This is a genomic window from Rugamonas violacea (assembly GCF_016461825.1).
Classification (GTDB): domain Bacteria; phylum Pseudomonadota; class Gammaproteobacteria; order Burkholderiales; family Burkholderiaceae_D; genus Rugamonas.
In genome coordinates this window covers 19,204-36,701 of record NZ_JAEMNU010000152.1, presented here as the reverse complement: position 1 = coordinate 36,701, position 17,498 = coordinate 19,204, and the positions used below count along the sequence as shown (strand labels likewise).

The window sequence follows — 17,498 nt, the reverse complement described above, 5'->3', positions numbered from 1 at the left end:
CCCCCCCCCGCCCCCCCCCTCCCATCAGTTTTGCCGCGCGGCCGTGCCGCTAGGGTAAAATGCCGCCTCCGCCAAATCCCGCCGTCATGGCGGCGCCGTTGATTATTGTCGTATTTAGCAACAGTTAGCGTGATTATTGGTGGGGATTGATCGAACGTTGCGTGCGGATTGTTGCTTTGCGTATATATTTCGGCGTCAATTTAATTCCCATAGTTTATAATTTGAAAAGCTCGTCAGGCGGAATTTCCGCGCCATCCGGATGCAAGTTCGAACGATATTTTCTTGAGAGTTCGAGGGTAGTTACATGCGCAGCAATGGCGTACAATTTTCAATCGCGGCGCATGCCGCCTGGGCCCCCGGGCTGGTCAAGGCGGCCGATTGGGCGCAATGGGCGCGTGCGCCGTACGCGATCGTCGCCGGCGGCGAGCCGCAGCAACCGGCCCTGACGCAGATGCCGGCCATGCTGCGGCGGCGTGCCGGCAGCTTCGGCAAGATGGCGCTGGAAGTGGCCTATCAATGTCTGGACGGGCGCGGCGACGTGCCGATGGTGTTTTGTTCGCGCCACGGCGAGGTGGCCCGCGCCGTCGAGTTGCTCAGCGACCTGGCGCGCGGCGAGGCCTTGTCGCCGACCGGCTTCGGCATGGCGGTGCACAACGCCAGCGCCGGCCTGTTTACGATCGCCCGCGCCGAGCGCGCCAATCACATCGCCCTTGCGGCCGGCGCCGCCACCGTCGAGCACGCGGTGATCGATGCCTGCGGCCTGTTGGCCGACGGCGCGCCCATGGTGCTGCTGGTGGCCTGCGACAGCGCGCTGCCGCCCTTGTTCAGCGAGTTCGAGGATTGCCGCGAGCAGCCGCACGCCTGGGCCTGGCTGATGGTGCCGGCGGCGGACGACGCCATTTCACTCAGCTGGAGCGCCGCCACGCCGGATGCCGCCAGCGAGAATGCGGCCATGCCCGGCGGGCTGGACGTGCTGCGCTTCCAGTTGAGCGGCGCGGGCCGGCTGGAGCGCCACGCCGAGCGGCGCCGCTGGCGGTGGAGCCGCGATGTTTGAACGCGCGCTGGCGCTGGCCGGCTTGTATTGGCGGGTGCTGGCCACCGGCCTGTGCTTCCTGGTCTTCGGCGTCGGCGGCCTGGTGTTGCGCTTGCTGGTGTTCCCCCTGCTGCATTTGCTGGTGCGTCAGCCGCAGCGGCGCGTGGTCTGCGCGCGCGAGCTGATCCGCCGCGCCTTCCGCGCCTATGTCGACCTGATGCGCCTGCTGGGGGTGTTGCGCTATGAACTGAGCGGCATGGACAAGCTGGCGCGCGGCGGCCTGCTGATCCTGGCCAACCATCCGACGCTGATCGACACGGTGTTCCTGATGGCCTTCGTGAAGAACGCCGACTGCATCGTCAAGGGCGCGTTGTGGAACAACCCGTTCACCGGCGGCCCGGTGCGCGCGGCCGGCTACATCAACAACGCCGGCGGCGCCGAACTGGTCGACGACTGCATCGCCTCCCTGCGGCGCGGCAACAATCTGATCGTCTTCCCCGAGGGCACGCGCACCGGCGGCGACGGCCGGATCACGCTCAAGCGCGGCGCCGCCAACATCGCCGTGCGCGGCGCGCGCGACATGACGCCGGTGCTGATCCGCTGCGAGCCGCCGACCTTGGGCAAGGGCGAGAAGTGGTGGCGCGTGCCGCCGCGCCGGGTGCGCTTCGTCATCGAGGTGCAGGACGACGTGGCGGTGGCCGGCTTCACCGGCGACGAGGCCAGCGAGGTGCTGGCGGCGCGCCGCCTGACCGATTTTTTACAAGTTTATTTTACCGGGAAGTACCAAGGCCATGCTTGAGCTAGAAGTGAAGGAAATGATCATCGAGGTGCTGCAGCTGGAGGACATCACTGCGGCCGACATCGACACCGAGGCGGCGCTGTTCGTCGAGGGACTAGGCCTCGACTCGATCGACGCGCTGGAACTGGGCGTCGCGCTGCAGAAAAAATACGGCATCACGCTGTCGGCCGACTCGGCGGACACGCGCCGCCATTTCGCCTCGGTGCAGGCGTTGGCGGCGATGATCGCCAGCCACAGAACAAAATAAGGAAACCGCGACATGATAGAACTGAACGAGATGAGCCGCGACGCGCTCTACATCTGGGTGGTCGACCTGCTGGCCGAGATGTTCGAGCTGGACAAGGCCGCGCTGACGCCGCAATCGAACCTGTACGCCGACCTCGACATCGACAGCATCGACGCCGTCGACCTGGCCGTCAAACTCAAACAGATGACCGGCAAGCGCCTGCAACCCGAGGTGTTCAAGACCATCCGCACCATCAACGACGTGGTCGACGCGCTGGTCGGCGTGACGGAGCCGGCGGTATAAACGGCATGTTGTTGACCATCCTGACGGTGTTGATCACGCTGTTGTACCCGCTCGTCATCTGGCTCGGCGAGGGCCAGGTCGAGCCGCGCTGGCTGGCCGGCCTGCTGCTGCTGGCGGCCGCCACGCGGCTGCCGGCGCTGCGCCTGAGCGGCGTGGCGCGCTGGTCGGTGGGCGGCGCGCTGCTGCTGGCCGCCTACGCGGCGTGGAGCAACCTGCTGCTGCCGCTCAAGCTGTATCCGGTGCTGGTCAACGGCGCGCTGCTGGCCGGCTTCGGCTACAGTCTGACGACGCCGGTGTCGGCGGTCGAGCGCATGGCGCGCCTGGGCGGCGCCGACTTCCCGCCGCTGGCGACGGCCTATATGCGCCGCGTCACCCAGGTCTGGTGCGGCTTCTTCATCGTCAACGGCGCCATCGCCGGCGCCACCGCGCTGTGGGCGTCGCAGGCCGTGTGGTCGCTCTACACCGGCGTGGTTTCCTATGGTTTGATGGGCGCGCTGTTCGGCGTCGAGTATCTGCTGCGCCTGCGCTTCAAACGGTTGCACCATGTCTGAGAATTTGTACCGACTGGCGGCGTTGCAGGCCGCGCGCGGCGCCGACGCCCTGGTCGGCTGGCATGCCGGCCGGCCGCTGCACAACGCCCACTTCATGGCGCGGGCGGGCGCCTGGCGCGCGCTGTTGCAAGGCCGCGCCGGGCGCAACTTCGCCCTGTATCTGGACGATAGCCTCGAATTCGGCGCCGCGCTGTTGGGCGCCTGGCAGGCCGGCAAGACCGTCTGGCTCAGCGCCGACACCTTGGAGGCCAGCTGCGCCGCCTTGCGCCGCCAGGTCGACGGCTTCCTCGGCGAGTTCCCGGCCGCGCTGGCGCCGCTGGCGCCGCCGGAGAACGCCGCCGACAATGCCAGCGCCAACGCCAACGCCAACGCCAACGCCAACGCCAACGCCAACGCCAACGCCCAGAATAGCGCCGGCGCCGGCGCCGACTCCGCTGCCGACCGGCGCGGCGTATTCGACCATTCCGACGCCGCGCCGTGGCCCGCGCTGGCGGCCGACTTTCCGGCGCTGGTGGTGTTCACCTCCGGCAGCACCGGCGCCGCCCAGGCGATCCCCAAGAAGCTGTCGCAACTGGCCAGCGAAGTGGCCACGCTGGAGGCGCTGTTCGGCGCCGCCGCCGACGGCGCCGCCGTGCTGGCGACGGTGTCGCACCAGCACATCTACGGCCTGCTGTTCAAGGTGCTGTGGCCGCTCAGCGTGGGCCGCCCCATCCACGCGCTGAGCCTGGCCTATCCCGAGCAACTGGCGCTGGCGCTGGCGGCCGGTCCCTGCGTGCTGGTGGCCAGCCCAGCCCATTTGAAGCGGCTGCCCGCGCAGCTCGACTGGGGCTGCGCCGCGCGCACCTTGCGCGCCGTGTTCTCGTCCGGCGGCCCGCTGCCGCTGGAGACGGCGCAGGCCAGCGGCAAGCTGCTCGGCCAGGTGCCGATCGAAGTTTACGGCAGCTCGGAGACCGGCGGCATCGCCTGGCGTCAGCGCCGCGCCGGCAGCGACGAGTCCTGGCTGGCCTTCCCCAGCGTGGCCTGGCGTTTGGCCGCCGGCGACAATCTGCTGGAGGTCTGCTCGGCCCATTTGGCCGACGATGGGTGGCTGACGCTGGCCGACCGCGTCGCCCGGGTCGAGCAGCTTGGCCCGGCCGGAGAAGCGCGCCTGCTGCTGCTGGGACGCAGCGACCGCATTGTCAAAATCGAAGAGAAGCGCGTTTCGCTCGACGCCATGGAAGCGGCCTTGATCGCCAGCGGCATGGTGCGCGAGGCGCGCGTCGTGCTGTGCGACCCGGTGGCGGGCGAGCGGCAGAAGCTGGCCGCCTTCGGCGTGCCGACGGCCGCCGGGCAGGCCTTGCTGGCCTCGGCCGGCAAGCCTGCCCTCAACGCCCGGCTGCGCGCCGCGCTGGCCGAGGTGGTCGAGGCGGTGGCGCTGCCGCGCCGCTGGCGCTACCTGGACAGCATGCCGATCAACGCGCAGGGCAAGACCACGCTGGCGGCCCTGCTGGCGCTGCTCGACGAGACGGCCGGCGCCGCCGCGCCCGCCGCACCCGCCGTCGCCCCGCGCCTGCCGCATCTGCGCGAACTCGAAATCGACCTTGCGTCGACGCCGCCGCGCGTGCTGCTGGCCGTGAGCGCGCCGTCGAACCTGTTGTACTTCGCCGGCCACTTCGACGACGCGCCGATTTTGCCGGGCGTGGTGCAGCTGGAATGGGCGATCCACTACGGCCGCCGGTACTTCGCGCTGCCGGCGCATTTCAAGTGCGTCAACGCGCTCAAGTTCCAGCACGTGATCCGGCCCGACCGCGAAGTGCAACTGGAGCTGCTGCACGACAGCCAGAAGAATACCCTGCAGTTCCGTTACCTGTCGGACGAGGGCCAGCACGCCAGCGGCCGCATTCTGTTCGCAGCGGGGGAGGCCGGTGTTTAAGCCCTGTATCGTCGTCCCCGTCTATAACCACGAACACGCCATCGGCGCCGTGCTCGACGGCCTGCTGCGCCACGACGTGCCCTGCATCCTGGTCGACGACGGCAGTTCGGCGCCCTGCGCGCTGGCGCTCGACGCGCTGGCGCTGGCCCACCCCGGCCGCGTCACGCTGCTCCGGCTGGCGCGCAACCAGGGCAAGGGCGTGGCCGTGTTGAGCGGCTTCCGCCAAGCCGCCGCGCTGGGCCACAGCCACGCGCTGCAGATCGACGCCGACGGCCAGCACGACACCGCCGACGTGCCGCGCTTCCTGGCCGCCGCCGCCGCCCACCCGGCGGCGATCATCGCCGGCCATCCGATCTACGACGAGTCGGTGCCGAAGGCGCGCCTGTACGGCCGCTACGCCACCCACGTCTGGGTCTGGATCAACACGCTGTCGTTCGACATCAAGGACTCGATGTGCGGCTTCCGCGTATATCCGCTGGCGCCGGTCAACGCGCTGGCGGCGCGCCGCAGCATAGGCGCGCGCATGAACTTCGACACCGACATCCTGGTGCGGCTGTTCTGGCGCGGCCTGGAGGTGGTCAACCTGCCGACCCGGGTCTCCTACCCGAGCGACGGCGTGTCGCACTTCCGCCTGTGGCGCGACAACCTGCTGATCTCCTGGATGCACACCAAGCTGTTCTTCGGCATGCTGCCGCGCATCCCCTTGCTGTTGGCGCGCAAGTGGCGCCGCCCGTCCGCCGAGCGTGTTCAATGACGGCGCGCGGCCAGCACTGGGCTTCGCTCAACGAGGTCGGTTTTGTCGCCGGCATGCGGCTGCTGTTCTGGATCTGCCGCGTGTTCGGCCGCTGGCCCTTCCGCGTCGTGCTGTACCCGGTGCTGGGCTGGTACTTGCTGAGCCAACCACGGGCGCGGCGCGCCTCGGCCGAGTTCCTGGCGCGGGTGCGCCGGCAAGCCGGCCGGCCGCTGCCCGGCGTGCTGCGCCACTTCGCCAGCTTCGGCGAGGGCATCCTCGACAAGATGCTGCTGTGGGGCGGCCTGTTCAAACTCGACACCGTGCGCTTCTTCGGCACCGAGTTGATCGACCAGGCGCTGGCACAGGGCAGGGGCGGCCTGCTGATCTGTTCCCACCTGGGCAACCTGGAGCTGTGCCGCGTGCTGTCGCGCCAGCGCCACGACATCAAACTGACCGTGCTGGTGCACACCCGCCACGCCCGCGCCTTCAACCAGATGCTCGCCCGGCTCAACCCGGAAAGCCAGCTCAATCTGCTGCAGGTGACCGAGATGACGCCGGCCACGGCGATGCTGCTGTCCGAGCGCGTGGCGCGCGGCGAGTTCGTCGTCATCGCCGGCGACCGCGTGCCCGTCTCGCCCCATCCGCGCGTCGCGCTGGCCGACTTCATGGGCGCGCCGGCCGCCTTCCCGGTCGGCCCCTACGTGCTGGCCAGCGTGCTGCAATGCCCGATCTACCTGCTGTTCTCGCTGCGCCTGGGCGCCTTCTCCGAGGTGCACATCGAGCCCTTCGCCGATGCCGTGCGCCTGCCGCGCAAGCAGCGCGATAGCATGTTGGCCGGGCTGGCGGCAAGTTACGCCAAACGGCTCGAACACCACTGCCTGCGCGCGCCGCTGCAGTGGTTTAATTTCTACGATTTTTGGCACCTACCCGAATTGGATACCCCCGATGCACCCCGCTGACCTGAAAACCACCCGCCGCGCCGTGCGCTTCGACCGCGAGCGCCTGAGCATCGAGGACATCGTCGCCATCGCCCACGGCGAGGCCGGCGCCACGCTGTCGGACGATCCCGTGTTCCGCGCCATGATCGCGCGCGGCGCCGACTTCCTCGACCGCCTGCTGCGCGAGGACGGCAACATCTACGGCGTCACCACCGGCTACGGCGACTCCTGCACCGTCAACGTGCCGGCCGAGCTGGTCGCCGAGCTGCCGCACCACCTGTACACCTACCACGGCTGCGGCCTGGGCGAGTACTTCGACCCGGCGCAAACGCGGGCCATCCTGGCCGCCCGCCTGGCCTCGCTGAGCAAGGGCTACTCCGGCGTCAGCGTCGAGCTGCTGCTGCAGATCACCCGCCTGCTCGACGCCGGCCTGCTGCCGTTGATCCCGTCCGAGGGCTCGGTCGGCGCCAGCGGCGACCTGACCCCGCTGTCCTACCTGGCGGCGGTGCTGTGCGGCGAGCGCGAGGTGTGGCGCGACGGCGTCCAGGTGCCGGCCGCCGAGGCGCTGCGCGCGGCCGGCATCACGCCGCTGCGCCTGCGGCCGAAGGAGGGCCTGGCGATCATGAACGGCACCGCCGTGATGACCGCGCTGGCCTGCCTGGCCTACGACCGCGCCGAGTACCTGAGCCGCCTGTGCACCCGCATCACGGCAATGGCCTCGTACACGCTGGACGGCAACGCCCACCACTTCGACGAGGTGCTGTTCGCCGCCAAGCCGCACGCTGGCATGCAAAACGTCGCCGCCTGGCTGCGCAGCGACCTGCCGACCGAGCAGTGGGAGCGCAACGGCAAGCGCCTGCAGGACCGCTATTCGATCCGCTGCGCGCCGCACGTGATCGGCGTGCTGGCCGACGCCTTGCCCTTCTTCCGCAGCTCGATCGAGAACGAACTCAATAGTGCCAACGACAATCCGCTGATCGACCCGGACGGCGAGCGCGTGCTGCACGGCGGCCACTTCTACGGCGGCCACATCGCCTTCGCCATGGACGGCATGAAGAACGCCGTGGCCAACCTGGCCGACCTGCTGGACCGCCAGATGGCGCTGATGGTCGACAGCCGCTACAACCACGGCCTGCCGTCCAACCTGTCGGGCGCCACCGGCCCGCGCGCCGCCATCAACCACGGCCTGAAGGCGCTGCAGATCAGCGTTTCGGCCTGGACCGCCGAGGCGCTCAAGCTGACCATGCCGGCCTCGGTGTTTTCGCGCTCGACCGAATGCCACAACCAGGACAAGGTCAGCATGGGCACCATCGCCGCGCGCGACTGCCTGCGCGTGCTGCAGTTGACCGAGCAGGTCGTCGCCGCGCTGCTGATTACGGTGCGCCAGGGCGTCTGGCTGCGCCAGCAGGCCAATCCGGAGCTGCCGCCGCAGGCCGCCCTGACGCGCATGCTGGCCGAGCTGGGCGCCGACGTCGCCCCGGTGCAGGAGGACCGCCGCCTCGAACCGGACCTGCGCCTGCTGATCGAGCGCATCCGCGCCAAGGCCTGGGAGCTGTATGTCTAAGCCGCCCAAGGACAGCCGCTGGTTCGCCGAGGTGGAGATGCAGGTGCAGTTCTTCGACCTCGACCCGATGGAGATCGTCTGGCACGGCCGCTATGTCAAGTATCTCGAAGTGGTGCGCTGCGCGCTGCTCGACAAGATCGGCTACAACTATCCGGCGATGAAGCAGTCCGGCTACGCCTGGCCGGTCATCGACATGCACCTGCGCTATGTGAACTCGGCCACCTTCGGCCAAAAGCTCAAGCTGCGCGCCGACATCGTCGAATGGGAAAACCGTTTGAAGATCGAGTATCTGATCACCGACGCCGAAACCGGCAAACGCCTCAACCGCGCCAGCACCACCCAGGTCGCCGTCCACATCGCCAGCAAGGAGATGTGCTTCGTGTCGCCGCCCGTGCTATTTGAAAAATTGGGAATCGAAGCCGTATGAAGCCGACTGTGAAACGAAGTGTACTGAGCATTCTGTTGGCGGCTTGCGCCGGCATGGCCGCCGTGGCCAGCGTGGCGACGGCCGCGCCGTCGCCGGTGGCGAAGATCCAGGCCATGCTGGCCAAGCCCAAGCTGATGTGCGGCCGCTTCGACCAGAGCAAGCAGTTGGCCGGCATGAAAAAGCCGCTGGCCGCCAACGGCCGCTTCTGTGTCGTCAACGGCAAGGGCGTGCTGTGGCGCACCCTGCAGCCTTTCCCCAGCACGCTGCGGCTGACCCGCGACGAGATCGTCAACTACCAGGGCGACCGTGTCGCCATGCGGCTCGACGCCAAGACCGAGCCGACCGTGCGGATGATTAACAGCGTGCTGTTCTCGCTGCTGGCTGGCGACCTGGGCCAGCTCGAAACGCTGTTCGAAGTCGACGGCACGGCCGAGGCGAGCAGCTGGAGCGTGGCGCTGAAGGCGCGCGAGCCGGCGCTGGCCAAGGCCATCGGCAGCATCAAGCTGGAGGGCGGCGCCTTTGTGAAGAGCATTGTCATGAGCGAAGCCAGCGGCGACCGCACCACTATCGTCTTCTCGGCGATCCAGTCGGGCGAGGGCGCGATGACGGCGGAAGAGGCGGCCCTGTTTTGAAGCGCGTCCACGCGCTGGCGTTGTTGTGGGCGCTCGTCGTCAGCCTGCTGCTGGGGCATAACGCCTATCTGTGGCTGGTCAAGCGCATCGTGCCCGACACCGACATCATGGCGCTGCTGCCGACGCAGGAGCGCGACCCGGTGCTGCAGCAATCGTTCACCCACATGGTGGACGCGGCCCAGCAGCGCCTGGTGGTGCTGGTCGGCGCGGCCGACTGGAACGACGCCAGGCGCGCCGCCGACGCCTACAGCGCCGTGCTGGCGGCGCGTCCCGACCTGTTCGCGGCGACCGCGATCAACGAGCAGACCCAGGCCGACTGGCTGACGCTGTTCCAGCAGCACCGCCTGACGCTGCTGACGGCGCAGCAGGAGGGCCAGTTGCGCTCGCAGCCGGCCGCCTTCTGGCTGCAGTCGGCGCTGAGCAAATTGTATAGCCCCTTCGGCGGCCCCAAGCTGGGCGCCTGGCAGGACGATCCCTTCGGCCTGTTCTCCGGCTGGGTGCAGGAGCGCGCGCTGGAGACGCCGGTGCGCCCGCGCGAAGGCCACCTGTACGTCGCCGACGACAAGGCGCAGTACGTGCTGCTGCCGCTGACCTTGAAAGTGCCGGCGCTGTCGATGACGGCGCAGGAGAGCGTGCTGCCGCTGCTGGCCAAGGCCGGCGCCGCCGCGCGCCAGGCGCTGCCGGCGGTGGAGCTGATCCAGGCCGGCGTGATCCTGCACGCGGCCAACGCCAGCGCCCAGGCCAGCGGCGAAATGTCGACCATCGGCCTCGGCTCGCTGGCCGGCATCATCCTGTTGATGTGGTTCGCCTTCCACTCGTTCAAGCCGATCGCGCTGATCCTGCTGTCGATCTTCATCGGTTGCCTCGGCTCGCTGTCGCTGTGCTGGCTGCTGTTCGAACGCATCCACTTGATGACGCTGGTGTTCGGCGCCAGCCTGATCGGCGTGGCGCAGGATTACGGCATCTACTTCCTCAGCAACCGCCTCAGCGCCGACGACAAGCTCGACTCGCCGGCCCTGCTCAAGCGCCTGCTGCCCGGCCTCAGCCTGACCTTGCTGGCCGCCGTCATCGGCTACATGGGCCTGGCGCTGACGCCGTTCCCCGGCCTGCGCCAGATGGCCGTGTTCTCCGCCCTCGGCCTGGTGTTCGCCTGGTTGACGGTGGTGTTCTGGTTCCCCGTGCTGATCGGCGCGGGCGCGCTGAAAAGCGGCCTGCTGGTGCGCCGCTACGGCGCCGCGCTGGCGCGCTGGCCGCTGCTGCGCATGAACCGCGCCACGCTGGCCGCCGCGGCGTTGTTCGCGCTGGCCGCCGGCATCGGCATCAGCCGCCTGGGCGCCAACGACGACATCCGCCTGCTGCAAAATCCGCCCAAGCACCTGATCGCCGACCAGATCAAACTGAGCAAGCTGCTCGACGCGCCGACGCCGGTGCAGTACTTCCTGGTGCGCGGCGCCAGCGCCGAACAGGTGCTGCAACGCGAGGAGGCGCTCAAGCTGCGCCTCGATCCGCAGATCGCCGGGCGCGGCATCTCAGGCTACCAGGCCATGTCGAACTGGGTGCCGTCGGCGCAAACCCAGGCCGCCCGCCTGGCGCTGGTCGAGGCCAAGCTGCTGCAGGACGGCGGCCCGCTGAGCGGCCTGGCCGCGCAGACCGGCGCCGACGCCGACTGGATCGGCGCCACCCGCGCCGGCTTGCGCGCCGCCGGCACGCCGCTGACCCTGGACGATTTCCTGCGCACCCCGGCCAGCGAGCCGTGGCGCCATCTGTGGCTGGGCCGGACCGGCGGCGGCTACGCCAGCATCGTCGCCTTGCGCGGCTTGAACGGCAAGAGCGTGGCGCAGGTCAGCCGCGCCGGCGACGGCATCGACGGCGTGCAGTGGGTCGACAAGGTGGCCGAGATCTCCTCCGTGCTGGGCCGCTACCGCCAGTACATGGGCTGGGTGGTGCTGGGCGCCTACGCCGTGGTGTTCGTCTTGCTGCTGCCGCGCTACCGCCGGCGCACCTGGCGCGTGCTGGCGCCGACCGCGCTGGCCAGTGTCGCCACGCTGGCGCTGCTCGGTTTCGCCGCGCAAAATCTGCAGCTGTTCCACGTGCTGGCGCTGATGCTGCTGCTCGGCGTCGGCGTCGACTACGGCATCTTCATGCAAGAACATCCGGACCGGCGCAACCACACGCCCTGGCTGGCGGTGGGCATGTCGGCCGCCAACACGATCCTGTCCTTCGGCCTGCTCGGCCTGAGCAAAACCCCGGCGCTGCAGGCCTTCGGCCTGACCATGCTGCTGGGGACCGCTCTGGTCTGGCTGTTGGTTCCCTGTTTTGCCTCCTCTTCCTCCGAAAGCCGTCATGACTGAAAGCTTGCACACGCCTGTGCCACAACAGGTTGAGATCCTCATCATCGGCGCCGGCCCGGCCGGCGCCGTCGCCGCCGCCCTGCTGCGCCAGCAGGGCCGCCAGGTGCTGGTGATCGAGCGCGAGCAGTTCCCGCGCTTCTCGATCGGCGAGAGCCTGCTACCGCAAAGCATGGCCTACCTGGAGCAGGCCGGCATGCTGAAGGCGGTGGTGGAGGCCGGCTTCCAGTTCAAGAACGGCGCCGCCTTCATGCGCGACGGCTGCTACACCGACTTCGATTTCCGCGACAAGCACTCGGCCGGTTGGGGCACCACCTACCAGGTGCAGCGCGCCGACTTCGACCACGTGCTGGCCAAGGAGGCCGAGCGCTTCGGCGCCGAGGTGCGCTACCGCCACGAGGTGCTCGACGTCGAACTGGCGCGGCCGCAGGGCGGCTCGCGCGTCACCGTCAAGGCCCCGGACGGCGCCAACTACCAGGTCGACGCCGGCTTCATCCTCGACGCCAGCGGTTTCGGCCGTGTTCTGCCGCGTTTGCTCAAGCTGGAAACGCCGTCCAACTTCCCGGTGCGCGGCGCCATCTTCACCCACATCGAGGACGGCATCCGTGGCGCCGGCTTCGACCGCAACAAGATCCGCGTCACCGTCCACCCCAAGCACTGCGACGTTTGGTTCTGGACCATCCCCTTCGCCGGCGGCCGCTGCTCGCTCGGTGTGGTGGCCGAAACCAGCTTCCTCGACCAGTACCAGGGCACGCCGACCGAGCGCCTGCGGGCCATCGTCGGCGAGGAGCCGTCGCTGCTGGCGTTGCTGGCCGAGGCCAAGTGGGACACGCCGGCGCGCCAGATCGTCGGCTATTCGGCCAACGTGGAAAAATTGTGGGGGCCGGGCTACGCCTTGCTGGGTAACGCCGGCGAGTTCCTCGACCCGGTGTTCTCGTCCGGCGTGACCATCGCCTTCAAATCGGCCAGCCTGGCGGCGGCCGCGCTGCAGCGCCAGTTCGCCGGCGAGACGGTGGATTGGCAGGCCGACTTCGGCGCGCCGTTGCGCAAGGGCGTCGACACCTTCCGCGCCTTCGTCGAATCCTGGTATGCCGGTGGCTTCCAACGCATCATCTTCCACGACAAGCAGCAGCCCGAGGTCAAGCGCATGATCTCGTCGATTTTGGCCGGCTACGCCTGGGACCAAAGCAATCCCTTCGTCAAGGAGACGCCGCGCCGCCTGGCCGCGCTGGAGGCCTTGTGCACACCGACTTGAGCCGGTCGCGGAAAGCGCTGAACGCGGCGGCTTCCCGCGCGGCGCGGGCCGCGCTGCCGGCGGCCGCGCTGGCCATGGCGCTGGCGTTGGCCGGCTGCGCCAGCGCACCGCCGCCGCAGGCCCGCTTGGGCTTGAAGCTGGCGCCGGCCGCGCTGGGCGCCGCCATCAGCGTCGAGCAGCACTTGAAGGTCGAGCGCAACGGCCGCATCGACGAGCTCGACGTCGCCCTGCAGGTCGAACCGGAGGCGCTCGACATGGTCGGCCTGGCCTTCGGCCAGCGCGTGCTGACGCTGCGTTACGACGGCAAGGAGCTGAGCTCCTGGCGCCACCTGATGCTGCCCGCGCAGGTGCGCGCCGAGGACGTGCTGGAGGACATGCAGCTGACCCTGTGGCCGGCCGAGGCCATCGCCGCCGCGCTGCCGGCCGGCTGGCGCATCGCCGAGCAGGGCGCGCGCCGCACCCTGTATCTGGACGGGCAGCCGATCATGTTGATCGACTATAGCGGCCAACCGCGCTGGAGCGGCACCGTGACGCTGGAGAACCTGCGTTATCATTACCGGCTGACGATCCAGTTCGCGCCGACTACCGATTGAGGCTGATGGTGGACCCGAGTACCTATTATTTGAACGCTTGCGGCCTGGTCTGCGCGCTCGGCGACAGCCACGCGCAGGTCAAGGCGCGCCTGTTCGACGGCGCCAGCGGCATCGCCATGAGCGACGCCTGGTCGGCCGCGCGCGCGCTGCCGCTGGGCCGTGTGCTGGGCGCGCTGCCGTCGGTCGAGCATCTGCCGCCGTCCCAGCGCAGCCGCAACAACGCGCTGGCGCTGGCCGCGCTGGCGCAGATCCGCCCGGCGCTGGACGAAGCCATCGCCCGCTACGGCGCCGACCGGGTCGGCGTGGTGGTCGGCACCAGCACCTCCGGCATCGCCGAGACGGAGCGGGCGATCCGCCACCAGGTCGAACAGGGCGGCCTGCCGGCCGACTTCCACTACGGCCAGCAGGAGATGGGCTCGCCCGCCGCGATGTTGGCGGCCGAGCTGGGCGTGGCCGGGCCGGCGTATGTGCATTCGAGCGCCTGCTCGTCGAGCGCCAAGGCGATGGCCAGCGCGGCGCGCCTGATCAAGATGGGCCTGTGCGACGCCGTGCTGACCGGCGGCGTCGACGCGCTGTGCGCCTTCACCGTGGCCGGCTTCGGCGCGCTCGAATCGGTCAGCGCGGCGCAGTGCAATCCGATGAGCGTTCGGCGCAACGGCATCAACATCGGCGAGGGCGCGGCGCTGTTCCTGATGAGCCGCGAACCGGCCGCCGTGGCGCTGTGTGGTTGGGGCGAGTCGTCCGACGGCCACCACATCTCGGCGCCCGACCCGAGCGGCGTTGGCGCCCGCCTGGCGATGACGCAGGCCCTGGCGCGCGCCGGCGTGGCGCCGCGGCAGATCGACTACATCAACATGCACGGCACGGCCACGCCGCAGAACGACGCCATGGAGTCGCGCGTGATCGCCGAGTTGTTCGGCGCCACGGTGCCGGTCAGTTCGACCAAGCCCTTCACCGGCCACACGCTGGGGGCGGCGGCGGCCATCGAGGCCGCGCTGTGCTGGCTGGCCATGCAGGACGATAACCCGGACGGCAAGCTGCCGCCGCACCTGTGGGACGGCGCCGCCGACAGCGCGCTGCCGGCGCTCAAGCTGGTGCCGCGCGGCGCCGCGCTGGGCCGGCCGCTGCGCTGGGCGCTGAGCAATTCCTTCGCCTTCGGCGGTTCCAACGCGGTGCTGCTGCTGGGGCGCACGGCATGACGGACCAGATGGAAAAGGCAACCATGGACGGCGCAGTGTTCCCGCCGCCGGCAAGCCTGCTGCCGCACTCCGGCCAGATGGTGCTGCTCGACCGCGTGCTCAGCGCCGACGACGACAACCTGTGCGCCGAGGTGGGCATCCACGCCGGCAGCATGCTGTGCGGCGCCGACGGCGTCGGCGCCTGGGTCGGCATCGAATACATGGCGCAAGCCATCGCCGCCCACGCCGGCTGGCACGCGCTGCGGCGCGGCGAGCCGGTCAAGGTCGGCTTCCTGCTGGGCAGCCGCAAGTACGAGGCGGCCTGCGCCAGCTTCGCGCCGGGCAGCGTGCTGCGGGTGCATGTGCACCGCGCGCTGCAGGGCGAGAACGGCCTGGCCGCCTTCGAATGCAGGATCGACGCCGCCGGCTCGGCGCCGCCGGCCGGCGCAATAACCTTGGCGACGGCCACCGTGACGGTGTTCCAGCCCAAAAATGTAAATGAATTTCTCAAGGACGGAAGTGCGGTATGAATCAGAATAAATCCATGAGCGTGTTGGTGACGGGATCGTCGCGCGGCATCGGCAAGGCCATCGCCCTGCGCCTGGCGCGCGACGGCTATGACGTGGTGCTGCACTGCCGCAGCCAACGCGCCGAGGCCGAGGCGGTGGCCCAACAGATCGCGGCGCTGGGCCGCGCCTGCCGCGTGCTGCAGTTCGACATCGCCGACCGCGCCGCCACGGCGGCCGCGCTGGAGGCCGACATCGCCGCCCACGGCTGCTACTACGGCGTGGTGTGCAACGCCGGCGTGGCGCGCGACAACGCCTTCCCGGCCATGTCCGGCGAGGATTGGGACATCGTCCTGCAGACCAATCTGGACGGCTTCTACAACGTGCTCAATCCGCTGGTGATGCCGCTGGTGCAGCGCCGCAAGCCGGGCCGCATCGTCACCCTGGCCTCGGTCTCCGGCCTGATCGGCAACCGTGGCCAGGTCAACTACAGCGCCGCCAAGGCCGGCATCATCGGCGCCACCAAGGCGCTGGCGCTGGAGCTGGCCAAGCGCGCCATCACCGTCAACTGCGTCGCCCCGGGCCTGATCGAGACCGACATGATCGGCGAGGTGCCGCTCGACGAAGCCTTGAAGCTGATCCCGGCGCGCCGCGTCGGCCAGCCCGAGGAGGTCGCCGCCGCCGTCAGCTTCCTGATCGGCGAGGAGGCCGGCTACATCACCCGCCAGGTCATCTCCGTCAACGGCGGCATGGCATGAGCCGCCGCGTCGTCGTCACCGGCATGGCCGGCATCAGCCCGATCGGCAACGACTGGCCGACCATCCGCGCCCGCCTGGGCGAGCGCCGCAACGCCGTGGTGCGCATGGCCGCATGGGCCGACTACGAGGGCCTGAACACCCAGTTGGGCGCGCCGGCCGCGCCGTTCGAGCTGACCGAACGCTACAACCGCAAGGCGGTGCGCAGCATGGGCCGCGTCGCGCTGATGGCCACCCGCGCCAGCGAGCTGGCGCTGGGGGACGCCGGCCTGCTCGAACATGCGCTGCTCAAGAGCGGCGAGATGGGCGTCTCCTTCGGCTCCTCGGCCGGCACGCCGAGCGCCATCGGCGACTTCGGCCGCATGATGGAGGAGCGCAGCACCAAGGGCATCAACGCCACCACCTACATCAAGATGATGGCGCACACGGCGCCGGTCAACATCGGCGTGTTCTTCGGCCTGACCGGGCGCGTCATCACCACCTCCAGCGCCTGCACCTCGGGCAGCCAGGGCATCGGCTACGCCTACGAGGCCATCGGCAGCGGCAAGCAGACGGCGATGGTGGCCGGCGGCGCCGAGGAGCTGTGCGCCACCGAGGCGGCGGTGTTCGACACCCTGTTCGCCACCAGCACCCGCAACGACGCCGGCCACACCACGCCGCGTCCCTTCGACGGCGGCCGCGACGGCCTGGTGATCGGCGAGGGCGCCGGCTGCCTGATCCTGGAGGAGTGCGGCCACGCCCAGGCGCGCGGCGCCACCATCCACGCCGAGCTGGTCGGCTTCGGCACCAACAGCGACGGTTGCCACGTCACCCAGCCCAATCCGCTGACGATGCAGCGGGCCATGCGCCTGGCGCTGGCCGACGCCGGCTTGCGGCCGGCCGACATCGGCTACATCAACGCCCACGGCACCGGCACCCAGCAAGGCGACATCGCCGAGTCGCAGGCGACGCTGGCGGTGTTCGGCGGCGCCACGCCGATCAGTTCCCTGAAGAGCTACATGGGCCACACGCTGGGCGCCTGCGGCGCGTTGGAGGCCTGGATCAGCATCGAGATGATGCGCGAGGGCTGGTTCGCCCCGACCATCAACCTAGAACAGGTCGACCCGCAGTGCGCGCCGCTCGACTACATCACCGGCAGCGGCCGTGAACTGCAGTGCGAGTACGTCATGTCGAACAATTTCGCCTTCGGCGGCATCAACACCTCCTTGATTTTCAAGCGTTGGCGCGAGGCGTGAGCGCAAAAAGTGTGGCGCAGTGCATAATGTTCCCTAAACCATAAGGACCGAAAATGAATAAACTGATTTCCACCGCCATGCTGGCCGCCTCGCTGTCGACGCTGGCCGTCGCCCTGCCGGCGCGGGCCGCCGACACGGCGTTGATGCTGCCGATCGCCGCCGCCATGGCCGCCAACGACGCGCAGTCGCGCCTCGGCGACTCGGTCAAATTCTATTTCGGCGACCAGCCGACGCCGTCCGTGGCCAGGAAGATCACCAGCGACAAGACCAGTCTGCGCACCAACGCCTTCGGCAAGACGGCCGAAAAGTCCTGCAACTGGGTCTTCCTGTCGGCCATGCTGGCGCTGCAGAAGCGTGCCAACGAGGTCGGTGCCGACGCGGTGATCAACATCGTCAGCAATTTCAAGGAGAAGGTGGTGTCGAGCCAGACCGAGTTCGAGTGCCACGAAGGCGCCATCATGTCCGGGGTGGCGCTGAAGGGCGATTTCGTCAAATTGGCCAAGTAATCCA

19 protein-coding genes are annotated in these 17,498 nt (G+C 69.3%); all 19 read left to right on the top strand.

Going from position 1 to position 17,498, the window contains the following annotated elements; all coding sequences use genetic code 11:
* Window positions 1-304 precede the first annotated feature (304 nt).
* The 19 genes from H7U20_RS28375 (at window position 305) to H7U20_RS28285 (ending at window position 17,494) form a co-directional block, all read left to right on the top strand.
* Window positions 305-1,054 (top strand): beta-ketoacyl synthase chain length factor, encoded by a 750-nt coding sequence (locus tag H7U20_RS28375; RefSeq protein WP_199762488.1) that lies wholly within the window; start codon window positions 305-307, stop codon window positions 1,052-1,054.
* Complete coding sequence (locus tag H7U20_RS28370; RefSeq protein WP_199762487.1) at window positions 1,047-1,832, top strand: lysophospholipid acyltransferase family protein; 786 nt, start codon at window positions 1,047-1,049, stop codon at window positions 1,830-1,832. The genes H7U20_RS28375 and H7U20_RS28370 overlap by 8 nt, the downstream gene beginning before the upstream one ends.
* Window positions 1,825-2,079, top strand: a complete 255-nt coding sequence (locus H7U20_RS28365) for a phosphopantetheine-binding protein (RefSeq protein ID WP_199762486.1) — start codon at window positions 1,825-1,827, stop codon at window positions 2,077-2,079. The genes H7U20_RS28370 and H7U20_RS28365 overlap by 8 nt, the downstream gene beginning before the upstream one ends.
* Window positions 2,080-2,091: 12 nt before the next feature.
* Window positions 2,092-2,361, top strand: a complete 270-nt coding sequence (locus H7U20_RS28360) for an acyl carrier protein (protein WP_233411156.1) — start codon at window positions 2,092-2,094, stop codon at window positions 2,359-2,361.
* Between the two features lie 5 nt (window positions 2,362-2,366).
* On the top strand, window positions 2,367-2,912 hold the full coding sequence (locus H7U20_RS28355) for a COG4648 family protein (RefSeq protein ID WP_199762485.1): 546 nt from the start codon (window positions 2,367-2,369) through the stop codon (window positions 2,910-2,912).
* Window positions 2,905-4,824, top strand: coding sequence for an AMP-binding protein (locus H7U20_RS28350; protein ID WP_233411155.1), 1,920 nt, complete (start codon window positions 2,905-2,907; stop codon window positions 4,822-4,824). The genes H7U20_RS28355 and H7U20_RS28350 overlap by 8 nt, the downstream gene beginning before the upstream one ends.
* Entirely contained in the window at window positions 4,817-5,578 is a 762-nt protein-coding gene (locus H7U20_RS28345) for a glycosyltransferase family 2 protein (RefSeq protein ID WP_199762484.1), read from the top strand. The genes H7U20_RS28350 and H7U20_RS28345 overlap by 8 nt, the downstream gene beginning before the upstream one ends.
* Entirely contained in the window at window positions 5,575-6,516 is a 942-nt protein-coding gene (locus H7U20_RS28340; RefSeq protein ID WP_199762483.1) for an LpxL/LpxP family acyltransferase, read from the top strand. Before H7U20_RS28345 ends, H7U20_RS28340 begins: the two co-directional genes overlap by 4 nt.
* Complete coding sequence (locus H7U20_RS28335; protein ID WP_199762482.1) at window positions 6,503-8,059, top strand: HAL/PAL/TAL family ammonia-lyase; 1,557 nt, start codon at window positions 6,503-6,505, stop codon at window positions 8,057-8,059. Before H7U20_RS28340 ends, H7U20_RS28335 begins: the two co-directional genes overlap by 14 nt.
* Window positions 8,052-8,486: an acyl-CoA thioesterase gene (locus tag H7U20_RS28330; protein WP_199762481.1), complete on the top strand. Its 435-nt coding sequence runs from the start codon at window positions 8,052-8,054 to the stop codon at window positions 8,484-8,486. The genes H7U20_RS28335 and H7U20_RS28330 overlap by 8 nt, the downstream gene beginning before the upstream one ends.
* Window positions 8,487-8,539: 53 nt before the next feature.
* A complete protein-coding gene (locus H7U20_RS28325) occupies window positions 8,540-9,118 on the top strand; it encodes an outer membrane lipoprotein carrier protein LolA (RefSeq protein ID WP_199762501.1) in 579 nt (192 codons plus the stop codon).
* Entirely contained in the window at window positions 9,115-11,469 is a 2,355-nt protein-coding gene (locus H7U20_RS28320) for an MMPL family transporter (protein ID WP_199762480.1), read from the top strand. The genes H7U20_RS28325 and H7U20_RS28320 overlap by 4 nt, the downstream gene beginning before the upstream one ends.
* Window positions 11,470-11,485: 16 nt before the next feature.
* On the top strand, window positions 11,486-12,721 hold the full coding sequence (locus H7U20_RS28315) for an NAD(P)/FAD-dependent oxidoreductase (RefSeq protein WP_370593280.1): 1,236 nt from the start codon (window positions 11,486-11,488) through the stop codon (window positions 12,719-12,721).
* Between the two features lie 74 nt (window positions 12,722-12,795).
* Entirely contained in the window at window positions 12,796-13,314 is a 519-nt protein-coding gene (locus tag H7U20_RS28310; RefSeq protein ID WP_199762500.1) for a DUF3261 domain-containing protein, read from the top strand.
* A gap of 5 nt (window positions 13,315-13,319) precedes the next feature.
* Window positions 13,320-14,513, top strand: a complete 1,194-nt coding sequence (locus H7U20_RS28305) for a beta-ketoacyl-ACP synthase (protein WP_199762478.1) — start codon at window positions 13,320-13,322, stop codon at window positions 14,511-14,513.
* 23 nt (window positions 14,514-14,536) lie between these two features.
* Window positions 14,537-15,022, top strand: coding sequence for an ApeP family dehydratase (locus H7U20_RS28300; protein ID WP_199762499.1), 486 nt, complete (start codon window positions 14,537-14,539; stop codon window positions 15,020-15,022).
* Window positions 15,019-15,756, top strand: a complete 738-nt coding sequence (locus H7U20_RS28295) for a 3-ketoacyl-ACP reductase FabG2 (RefSeq protein WP_199762477.1) — start codon at window positions 15,019-15,021, stop codon at window positions 15,754-15,756. The genes H7U20_RS28300 and H7U20_RS28295 overlap by 4 nt, the downstream gene beginning before the upstream one ends.
* Entirely contained in the window at window positions 15,753-16,988 is a 1,236-nt protein-coding gene (locus H7U20_RS28290; protein ID WP_199762476.1) for a beta-ketoacyl-ACP synthase, read from the top strand. Before H7U20_RS28295 ends, H7U20_RS28290 begins: the two co-directional genes overlap by 4 nt.
* 53 nt (window positions 16,989-17,041) lie before the next feature.
* Complete coding sequence (locus H7U20_RS28285) at window positions 17,042-17,494, top strand: excinuclease ATPase subunit (protein ID WP_199762475.1); 453 nt, start codon at window positions 17,042-17,044, stop codon at window positions 17,492-17,494.
* The last annotated feature ends 4 nt before the right edge of the window (window positions 17,495-17,498 follow it).

Excerpts from the sequence above, each read along its gene's own strand:
- H7U20_RS28375 (WP_199762488.1), top strand. The coding sequence starts at position 305 with ATGCGCAGCAATGGCGTACAATTTTCAATCGCGGCGCATGCCGCCTGG.
- H7U20_RS28370 (WP_199762487.1), top strand. The coding sequence starts at position 1,047 with ATGTTTGAACGCGCGCTGGCGCTGGCCGGCTTGTATTGGCGGGTGCTG.
- H7U20_RS28365 (WP_199762486.1), top strand. The coding sequence starts at position 1,825 with ATGCTTGAGCTAGAAGTGAAGGAAATGATCATCGAGGTGCTGCAGCTG.
- H7U20_RS28360 (WP_233411156.1), top strand. The coding sequence starts at position 2,092 with ATGATAGAACTGAACGAGATGAGCCGCGACGCGCTCTACATCTGGGTG.
- H7U20_RS28355 (WP_199762485.1), top strand. The coding sequence starts at position 2,367 with ATGTTGTTGACCATCCTGACGGTGTTGATCACGCTGTTGTACCCGCTC.
- H7U20_RS28350 (WP_233411155.1), top strand. The coding sequence starts at position 2,905 with ATGTCTGAGAATTTGTACCGACTGGCGGCGTTGCAGGCCGCGCGCGGC.
- H7U20_RS28340 (WP_199762483.1), top strand. The coding sequence starts at position 5,575 with ATGACGGCGCGCGGCCAGCACTGGGCTTCGCTCAACGAGGTCGGTTTT.
- H7U20_RS28335 (WP_199762482.1), top strand. The coding sequence starts at position 6,503 with ATGCACCCCGCTGACCTGAAAACCACCCGCCGCGCCGTGCGCTTCGAC.
- H7U20_RS28330 (WP_199762481.1), top strand. The coding sequence starts at position 8,052 with ATGTCTAAGCCGCCCAAGGACAGCCGCTGGTTCGCCGAGGTGGAGATG.
- H7U20_RS28325 (WP_199762501.1), top strand. The coding sequence starts at position 8,540 with ATGGCCGCCGTGGCCAGCGTGGCGACGGCCGCGCCGTCGCCGGTGGCG.
- H7U20_RS28310 (WP_199762500.1), top strand. The coding sequence starts at position 12,796 with ATGGCGCTGGCGTTGGCCGGCTGCGCCAGCGCACCGCCGCCGCAGGCC.
- H7U20_RS28305 (WP_199762478.1), top strand. The coding sequence starts at position 13,320 with ATGGTGGACCCGAGTACCTATTATTTGAACGCTTGCGGCCTGGTCTGC.
- H7U20_RS28300 (WP_199762499.1), top strand. The coding sequence starts at position 14,537 with ATGGACGGCGCAGTGTTCCCGCCGCCGGCAAGCCTGCTGCCGCACTCC.
- H7U20_RS28295 (WP_199762477.1), top strand. The coding sequence starts at position 15,019 with ATGAATCAGAATAAATCCATGAGCGTGTTGGTGACGGGATCGTCGCGC.
- H7U20_RS28290 (WP_199762476.1), top strand. The coding sequence starts at position 15,753 with ATGAGCCGCCGCGTCGTCGTCACCGGCATGGCCGGCATCAGCCCGATC.
- H7U20_RS28285 (WP_199762475.1), top strand. The coding sequence starts at position 17,042 with ATGAATAAACTGATTTCCACCGCCATGCTGGCCGCCTCGCTGTCGACG.